Source organism: Cellvibrio sp., from assembly GCF_053579595.1.
In genome coordinates, this window is sequence record NZ_JBRFPI010000173.1 from 1 (window position 1) to 9,147 (window position 9,147).

Here is a 9,147-nt window from a genome sequence, read left to right on the forward strand (position 1 = left end):
GCAATCAATACGAATTTTTCAGTCACCGAATCTCGCTGGTATTCAATTTCCAGCGTGTTCTTTCCGGCTCGGAATAATTCCGGTGCAAACTCGATAAACCATTGCTCGTAGCGCCATTCAATAGCTTCCCCATTCAAACGCACGGATTTGATAGTGCCGCTATTAAAATCGACAGTAACGGGGGTTTTATTGTTATCGACCAATTCAAAATGAATAATCGATTTACCACTGAAGAAGGTATTAGTTTCATCCAGTGTAAATGCCAGCTCGTAATCGACATGAGTGATTTGTTGGGCGCGCTGCGCGGCATAAGCTTGTTCAAGCCATGCCTGGGGTGCGCGGGCAATAGGGTGCGAAGCTACTGACGTTGCTTGGCGTGTTTGGTTACACGCAGCCAAGAGCAGGGAACACATCAGTAGAACTATAGCGCCAGATTTTTTTATATAAGCAGTATTCATATTATTCAAACGCTCCGTCGTTGTTCAGCAAAGGGACAAAAGTATCATTAGTCGAGTGGATGATAGCGGATTTTATAGCGCCCATAAAAAAACCCGGAAACCAGTTCCGGGTTTTTAGCACTGCGAACACCCTGTGTGCATACATTCGTTTTATTTACGACGACGCATCACACCTAATCCGATCAAACCAAAACCTAGCAATAATAGCGCAGATGGCTCTGAAACACTGATGAGTGGTGGGGTAAAGCCATGCACGGTTTGCAAATTTCCTGAAATGCCCGCGCCCAAAAAGCGCACGCCATCCAGATCCAGACCATCACCCAATTGCATATAGGCATCCGGCGCGATGTAAGTGCCTTTCATGGTGCCTGCCGCTACATTGACGTGACCCGCGTTGTAAGCACCGTGCATGTTGAACAATACGTTCTCTGCTTTCAGGCCACCCACCAGCGCAATCTCTGCACCACCGCCCAAGTAAAAACCGAAGTAGTCAACGTTGACAATAAACATATCATCCGTGTCCCCACTCAACGTCAATTTACTGCCAGCACTCAAACTCAAACCGAGAATATTGAATACCGATAAATCGCCCTGGGTGTTAAAGGTTTGGCTGGAATTGATGTATCCCTTGCTGATGCCAGAGAAATTTTTGGCCGCAACTGAAGCAGATTTAACATCCGCATAGAGCGCATTCCAAAATGCAGCAGAAGCCTGCGCATTGGCATCGCCTGCAATCGATGAACCCGGCTGTTGGACCAGCGAACCATAATCCGCATCGCCATACACAATCGCACCGTGCGCCATATTCAGTTGGTCACGGGCACCGACGTTGCCATAAATATAAGCTTCGGACCCCAGCACCAGGCTACCCATATCCTGAATGCCGTAATGCACATTCGTGCCTGTTGCCAGAAGGGTGTAGTTGCCTGCATTGCCCAAATCCACTGGCAGTGCAAACACAGCGCTCGACGTTAATGCACACGCCATCACCGCTGATTTAAAAAGTTGTTTAATCACATGATTACCTTTGGTTGATTGTCAGGTCTCATGCCGTATTTATAATATTTGTATGTAAGAGATTTTGTTTTAATAAGTAGTGGCCATTACGGCGACGTTTAAATCAGCAATTTTTGCACCATTTTGGGAAGATTGAGCAAAAACAGTGATTTAGGTCACACTCGTTACTCCTACCAGTTCAAGTGTGTAAATAGTCTCGACACTGGCTTTTGGCAGCAAGATACGGGGTAATCAGACGCATGGCAGCCAACACCCGATGGCTGCCTGGACGAGAGCGTTAGCTGAGAGCCTTTTTATTGCAAAGCCTTGGAAACACCGTAAACCATAACGGCGGGGTAACCCAATGTAACCAGCCAGGTGATGACAATATCGATTTTTTGCGCAAGCGCCTCCATTCCTTTTTTCATCAGCACCACCAGCATCACACTGCTCAGTAGGCCAACACCAACAATGACAAACGAGGCCACCTGTATCAGGTCCGACAGGGTAAACACATCGTTGGAGGGCAGTAATAAATCCACGGTGTATTTATTACCCACGCAGGCAAACAAGGCAGTCATGATCAAGCCCACCCGGCTTTCAATCAGCTCACCGCTAAAGAAATACAAAATGCAAATGATGATGTAAGAAACAAAAAAACCCAAAAAATACGTCCAGAAAATCCGGTGGCCATAGCGCTCAATCGGAACCACAAATGACATGCGCGGGTAGATACCCTTTGCACCGCTTTGGATACCAAAGGTGGTGGGATACTTGTAATCAAAAGCGCGGATCTCAATGGGCAAGATATTCCAACCGGTTAAGGTCAATTCATCGCCCACCATACTGTTGGTTGTATCGGGCACAAATACAATTTGCTTTGAATCCAGTTCAATACTTTCGATATGAATAGCCACCTCTTGTTTATCGAATGGAAAGTATTTTACATCCCAATCCTGATTTATTTCGGCGGTAAACTTGGTCATGGTATGCACGGTGCCGTCGCTGTTGTTGATGGAGAAATTTTCGTTCTCAATAATCGACCAGGTGCGCGCATTGGTAATTTCAATTTTATTGTGAAATTTATAGTCTTCCGGCATCAATGCCGGATCATAGGTTGACCAAATCCAGGCTGACACCGTAAATTTCTTTGCAGGGATATCCAGGTCATATAAAGAGGTGATGTAAATCCCGACCGGAATTTCAATGCGCTTATCATTCGCATACTTAACCTCTTCCGCCTTCGCACTGAGCGCGAGCAAAAAAATAAAGGGTAAAAACAATAATCGGCTAACTTTCTGCATAGACTTATACCAGGATCATTTTTTTATTGATTTCGAGCGCCATGGCTTCCTGCTGCAACTCATCTTTCAGTAATTTTATAAATTCAATCACTTCATTGGCAAACCGGTTGAGGTCATCTTCAGTGGTGTAGGAGACCACCAAGTGAACGACTTCGCTGACGATACCAGAATCATCGCTATTCCAAACGCCACGCGCCTGCGATGAAGTAGCACCACCAAATTTTTCACCCAAAAACACCATGGTTCTGTTGACGTAAATCGATGAATCAAATGGCTGATCGATATTGATTGTCGTGGGAATAAATATACAGATTTGATGCACGCGTTCAATACGCTCAACAATTTCGGTAATTACCTTGAAGGCTGGCTCTGGTATATGAAATGCACTGCGCGTCACTGCAGGTAAATCAGGAATAAAGGGAACATCAAAATTCACCTTCACATCAAGATTAAGATTATCCGCTGCCCGATTAAGAATCGTGTAGATCGTTGTCTGATCCTGGCGAACATGCCGCTGAATACTTTTGACTACGGCAGCTGTTTTCTCACTCGCGTTTTCACTATTCGGCACCATCACCACAATAGCCTTGTTATAGCGAAATAATGGCTCCAGGTAAGTATCGATAAACCGGTCAATATCGCCCTTAACCACTGCGTGCAAAACTATGTTTGCGTATTGATTGAGTATTTGGGTCATCAGTAATGATGACTCTGCGCCCTCAGGCACTTCACCCAAATCAAAATCATTCCAGATATCAAAACCATTAGCATGCTTGAGGATACGGTCACTCTGTTCATAACCAAATTCATTGCTTATGTCAGACAGTGCTGGGTACTCCATGTACACAGTCTTTTTATCGCCGTGATTTTTCGCCAAACTGCCAGCAAAATAACTACCCAACGTGGTGGCACCGCAGCCCTGCTCCACACTGACCAGCAAAACAAATTTGGGCATATAGCGCTCAAGCGAAATATTGAGATCGGTTAGCTCGGCATTTTTTTGTTTGATCTCACTAATCAGGTTACGGTTTTGTTGGAAAGTCTCACTAATTTTAATAAACCAGGGCACCCAAGCCGATGGCACAGTGGCACTTTTTGCCTGCTCATCCACACCCTGCAATGAAATATGGCGCACCAGGGATTCAGCTGGATAGATAAATTCGCGAAACGTAATTTTTTTAATCGAATACAACAACACGCCCAGAGCAGCTAACAGGAAAACAAATACAGTACCCTTAGATGAAAAAACCAGGCTCATCAGCGATTGATTTTTCTCAATATAAACGAGCTTCCAGGGCGCGTTTTTCAGTTGGAAACAAATAACTTGATAACCTTGATTGAGCTGAACCAATTTCAGATCAGTGCAAGAAGGCGAAACCGCATCAATATTAACTCCTTCGGGTATTGCATCTTTAAACACTGAGGTTTCCGTCAGGGGTAATCGGGTATGGGCAAGTAGTTGGCCAGTAGCATTGATAATGGATAATTCGCCCAACTCCGGGCGAAATACCCTAACGTAATTACCCAACTCTTCCAGCGTAAAATCTATCGCTACGGTTCCCAAAAATTCGCTGCCGTTATACACCGGCTTGGCAGCCGTCACCATCACGCCTTTGCCAGCTTCATCGAGATAAACCGATGTCCAAAAAATTGCTTTTTCAGGATTTACTTCAGGTACGCCGAGCGTATAAAACTCTTTGTTAAATAATCTTTCGGTGAACTTAAAGTCCGAAGATGGAACCCAAGGGTAAATATTAATAAATCTATTCTTAGAGGTGTAATACACCCATGCTGCGTTGGGAACACTGTTCAGGGTGGATTTAAAATCGCTATTCAGATTGAATGCCATTTCAATTTCATTTTTTAAGCCGATAGGCAATGCACTCAATTCACCTTGGCCGGTTAAATTACCAGCGTCCTGAGTTGAGAATGGCAGAGGAATATTATCCAACCCATATTCAGCGGGGCCGGTGGGTGCCAAGCCGTTAAAATAAAGGCTGGAGGTAAGACGCGGATTGAGCAAAAAATCCTGCGCATTGTTTTGCATTAAGTCGAGCAGAACGGTGACGCGCACGATCAAATTATCAATCGCAACCGATTCGGTCTTGAATTGTTCGACTAGCTGACTATTTTTAAATTTTGCCTCGCTAATTGCCTGAATGCTAATAAGCAACGCAGAGACTAATAACACTGCCAGAAAGGTATAAAGCATTATGGTGTTGTAACGAGCAGTAAACTGACGCGTTTCGAATTTTTCCATATTCATCTAACCTATTATTGTATTGAGCTTGTATTGATACTGTATGGGGGCTGCGTCCGCACTGCAGGCGTAATTCTTTATCTGTGGGGGGGGGCTGTTTGTGCGGTGCAATTTAGCATGAATCCTTATTACTCGCGATTACACGCTCGGAATTTTTACAGGCAGTAATAAGGTAGCGGAGACAGCACCATAATGGTGCTAATGATGAAAATAGTTACGTAGATCCGAAAAGTTTATTGTTCACCGGCAAAAATGACACTGACATTCAGGCCACCCAATTCTGCCGATTCGGTCAAGGACAACTCTGCCCCATGCCACTGGGCAATGCGCTCCACAATCGCCAACCCCAGACCATGACCGCGCCCCTGGTGATGGCTGCCCTGGCTGCGATAAAAAGGCTTGAGCACTTTTTCGCGCTCGGCGGGGGGAATGCCGGAGCCGTTGTCGGCGACTTGCAATTGCAATTGGCCATCCACCAGCAGCACACTGAGCTGCACGCGCCCACGGCCATAGCGCAGCGCATTTTGCACCAGGTTGTGCACCAACATGGCGAGATATTCTGGCTCACCTCGTATATATGCACTCTGCGCAGATACGGCGATAAATAACTCCACCTGCGCGCGATAAAAATCCTCGCACAATTGCGTCACAAATTGTGCGAGCAGGATTGGCTGCGCGGTGAAGCTAATAGTTGCCTGCTCCAGACGCGCATAATTCAACAATGCTTCCACCAGGGATTCCATCGCTACCAGATCGCGATTTAAATGCGCGAGATTTTGTTGCTGTTCAAGCGTTAAATCGGCCTCTTCCAACACATCAAGACCAAAGCGCAACCGCGCAAGCGGGGTGCGCAGATCATGCGAGAGGCCGCGCGACAATAATTTATTGTCAGCGACCAACTGCTCAATGCGCTGCGCCATGCGATTAAAATCTTGCTCGATAGTTTGGATATAAGAATGTTTGTCGGCGGCGATGCGTACCTGCAAATCGCCCGAGCCAAAGGCCTGCGCCGATTTGCGCAAGAGCGCCAGACGGCGTAACAAGGGGTACAACCAGATCAACACCATTGCAATAACACCGCCGTAAAACAGCAGCGTCAACAACCAGCGCAGTGCATTGTTATTTTCCTGATGCAATTCATCCGGCAATGAGAACGACAAAACCTGCTGTTGATTGTTGAGATAGAAATGCAACGTAAGCTGATCGCCCGTTTCCAGCAGCAGCGGCTCGCCGATTTCAAATTGTTTTTTTACATCGTCCGGCAGGGGGAAATCGCTATACGCAGTAAGCTGCGGCTGCAAATGCGAAGCGGTCAACCATTGGTTAGTCTGCACACCGGTATCAATCAGCTGCGCTAATTCGCGTCCCAGATTTTTGTAGGCGCTGAGTTCGGGATCTTCCACTTCCGCAAATTGCGCGCTGTACCAGCGATCAATACCCCAGCCCAAACCGACCACCGCCGTGAGCACCACTAACAAAAGCGAAAGGGTTAAACGTTGCACAATTATTCCCAGGCCTCGGGTGAAAATAAATATCCCTTCGCCCAAATGGTTTTGATGCGAAAGGGTTGCTCGGTATTGTCGAATAATTTTTTGCGCAGGCGCGATATGCGAATATCAATTGAGCGATCAAAACCATCGTATTCAATACCGCGCAATTGGGTCACCAGAGCCTCGCGACGAATCACCTGCCCAGCCTGGCTTGCCAACAACCAGAGCACGTCAAATTCATTGGCAGTGACCGGAATCAATTCGTTGCGATAAAAAACACTTTTGGCATCGCGCAGGATTTTTAATTGCCCAAACTGCAATTGCCCATCCTGTGCAACAGGTTCCACTGGCTCGACCGGATCGCGCCGCAGCAAGGCTTTAATGCGTGCGAGTAATACCCGCGGCCGCACCGGTTTGGTTAAATAATCGTTAGCACCCAATTCCAAACCGAGAATTTCATCCGTTTCTTCACCGCACGCAGTGAGCATTAAAATCGGCCCAAAATAAAACGCGCGCAATTCGCGGCAGAGATCAAAACCATTTTTGTAGGGCAGCATCACATCCAGAATAATTAATTCCGGCGGCTGTTGTTTAACACTGGCCAGCACCTGGTCACCGCGGTCTATGTGCTGCAACTGGTAATTATGTCCACGCAAATACTGCAGTATCCATTCAGCCAAAGAGGCGTCATCTTCCACTAATAAAATACTGGCCTGAGTTTGAGTTTGGGCTTCTGTATTCATAATTAAAAAAGTCGCCAATGGGTTTTGCGGCGGGTATTGGCTTTGTAAACCCAAGCCACTTCCACCAGAGTTTCTGCCACCAGGGTTTTAGTTTGCACATTCACCAGCTGCAATTTCACTGAAGTGTCGCTAGCAAATGCGTAGCTATACTGCCCCGAAGATACGGATTGCCAGCAATGGAGTGGCTGTTCTGCGTGTTGTTGATAGAGGCAGTATTCACTCGCTTGATCAACCTGCCAGGACAGCACTACATCCTGATAGCAAACCTGCCCCTGGTGCAAGGCGACGCAACGGTTGGGTTTGGATTGCAATTGCGCTTTTTGCGCAGGCGCAGGGTCAGCAGCCCATAGTCGGTTAGACAGCAATAACAAAATCATCAGGCACACACGAAAACAAAAACGCAGTGCAGGTGGGCGTGGGCGAATTGCACAATTATCCATTTGCAACTCCGTCACTAAAACACGTAGCTGATCGCAGTGGCGATCATTTCACTACGATCATCCAGAATCAGCGGGCTGTCATTGGCATTTCTGTCCAGATCAATGCGCCGGATAAAACCGCGAAACACCCACTTTTCGCTGAGCGGATAAGTTGCGCCCAATTCGGTCACATATGACATGCCCGCGGGCGCATTGTATTCAGGATATTTTTCCGATGCCTCGCTCGCATCGATGGAATAATAATAATCGGCAATTTCGCGCGAGCGATAGGTCGCGCCGACAATGCCGTGAAAATTCCAGTTGCGATACTGCCAGTGACGCGCAAGCTTTAACGAGTACAGCTCGCCGTAATGGGTGCGGCTAATATCAGTAAGCGCATGCAACTGCACAATATAATTATCGAGATAAACCGTCGCGCGCGGGCCTGACATAAAATCACCGCGCCGGGTTTTTAAGCCGCGATAATCGTTACTTTCATCTGCACTCATTTCATCGTGCTCAGCGAGCGCGACCCAATCCAGCGCCCAATTACCATCATTCTTATACGCATTGCTACCATTGAAAAAATTGTAGCCCATGGTGAATTGTTCGAGGCTTTGCGAAAACAATTCCATAAACCAACCGTTGTATTGGTAGCGCGCATTGATATCTAAAAAAATCTCGGTGTGCACTTCACCTTTTTTATTGCCTTCCGGCAACCCCACGATGGGGCTGGTATAAGTGTTAAGGCCAGCCCCCACCTCAACATAACCACCGTTGCCAGAGTCAGGACCAGATGCACCTTTCCGCACATCGCTGGAGAGATCGCCCGCAACACAAGTAATCGCATGGCTTGCAATCACCGCCACACTGCCGATAACAAATCTGCGCAACCTGATCCACATAACTATTTAACAACCTGTACTCAAAAAGATTAAAAACAGAATTTAAAACATAGAATCTAAAACGTAAGCGACATGCCCACTGCCGGAATAATCCCCATGCCCACTTCATCTTCCAACTTAACGTCCTGTGGCGATTGGGTGCGTTTGTAATCCAGGTTGCGGTCAGTGACATTGCGCCGATTAAGGGCGTTGAGGATATCAATATTGTAAGTACCTGAGTAACCCCAAAGTGTCATTTCGCGCTTGAAACGCAGATCCAGACGCGCATAGACCGGTAAGTTTTCTGAATAGGGTTCGCCGTACACCGGCAGTATGCGATTTTCAAACCAGGGATTGGGCTGAATGCCAATAATAGGGGTAATAGCGCGACCTGATTGCGCGGTCAAACGTGTGCCGACTGTCCATACATCGCTCATTTGGTAATTCATTACCCAGTTCACCACCAATGGCGTGTCCAGATAATAGTCGCGTTCGATCCCGGTGAGTTTATTAGTGCGCGTACTGCGCGAGGCGCTAATTGCCAGCCAACCGTACCAGCGTTCGGTTAAACCTTTGTTGATAAATAAATCCAC

The 9,147-nt window shown here is 46.9% G+C and carries 7 protein-coding genes and 2 pseudogenes; all 9 read right to left on the minus strand.

Annotated elements, in window-relative coordinates; genetic code table 11:
- Positions 1-458, minus strand: a pseudogene (locus ACWA6V_RS11830) (hypothetical protein); the annotation flags it as partial.
- 150 nt (positions 459-608) lie between these two features.
- Positions 609-1,475: a PEP-CTERM sorting domain-containing protein gene (locus ACWA6V_RS11835; RefSeq protein ID WP_449522679.1), complete on the minus strand. Its 867-nt coding sequence runs from the start codon at positions 1,473-1,475 to the stop codon at positions 609-611.
- A gap of 293 nt (positions 1,476-1,768) precedes the next feature.
- The gene (locus ACWA6V_RS11840; RefSeq protein ID WP_449522680.1) at positions 1,769-2,758 is read right to left on the minus strand and encodes a hypothetical protein; all 990 of its coding nucleotides are present in this window, start codon (positions 2,756-2,758) and stop codon (positions 1,769-1,771) included.
- A 4-nt stretch (positions 2,759-2,762) separates the two neighbouring features.
- On the minus strand, positions 2,763-5,018 hold the full coding sequence (locus ACWA6V_RS11845) for a PDC sensor domain-containing protein (RefSeq protein WP_449522681.1): 2,256 nt from the start codon (positions 5,016-5,018) through the stop codon (positions 2,763-2,765).
- A gap of 233 nt (positions 5,019-5,251) precedes the next feature.
- A complete protein-coding gene (locus tag ACWA6V_RS11850) occupies positions 5,252-6,520 on the minus strand; it encodes an ATP-binding protein (RefSeq protein WP_449522682.1) in 1,269 nt (422 codons plus the stop codon).
- 2 nt (positions 6,521-6,522) lie between these two features.
- A complete protein-coding gene (locus tag ACWA6V_RS11855; RefSeq protein WP_449522683.1) occupies positions 6,523-7,251 on the minus strand; it encodes a response regulator in 729 nt (242 codons plus the stop codon).
- Positions 7,252-7,253: 2 nt separating this feature from the next.
- Positions 7,254-7,691, minus strand: a complete 438-nt coding sequence (locus ACWA6V_RS11860) for a DUF3019 domain-containing protein (protein WP_449522684.1) — start codon at positions 7,689-7,691, stop codon at positions 7,254-7,256.
- Positions 7,692-7,705: 14 nt separating this feature from the next.
- Positions 7,706-8,575 carry a MipA/OmpV family protein gene (locus ACWA6V_RS11865; RefSeq protein WP_449522685.1) on the minus strand — a complete coding sequence of 290 codons (870 nt, stop codon included), beginning with the start codon at positions 8,573-8,575 and terminating at the stop codon, positions 7,706-7,708.
- 56 nt (positions 8,576-8,631) lie between these two features.
- A pseudogene (locus tag ACWA6V_RS11870) lies at positions 8,632-9,147 on the minus strand (iron transporter); the annotation flags it as partial.

Bases quoted from the DNA above. Each gene is read 5' to 3' on its own strand.
- ACWA6V_RS11865 (WP_449522685.1), bottom strand. From the start codon at position 8,575: ATGTGGATCAGGTTGCGCAGATTTGTTATCGGCAGTGTGGCGGTGATT.
- ACWA6V_RS11840 (WP_449522680.1), bottom strand. From the start codon at position 2,758: ATGCAGAAAGTTAGCCGATTATTGTTTTTACCCTTTATTTTTTTGCTC.
- ACWA6V_RS11860 (WP_449522684.1), bottom strand. From the start codon at position 7,691: ATGGATAATTGTGCAATTCGCCCACGCCCACCTGCACTGCGTTTTTGT.
- ACWA6V_RS11845 (WP_449522681.1), bottom strand. From the start codon at position 5,018: ATGGAAAAATTCGAAACGCGTCAGTTTACTGCTCGTTACAACACCATA.
- ACWA6V_RS11855 (WP_449522683.1), bottom strand. From the start codon at position 7,251: ATGAATACAGAAGCCCAAACTCAAACTCAGGCCAGTATTTTATTAGTG.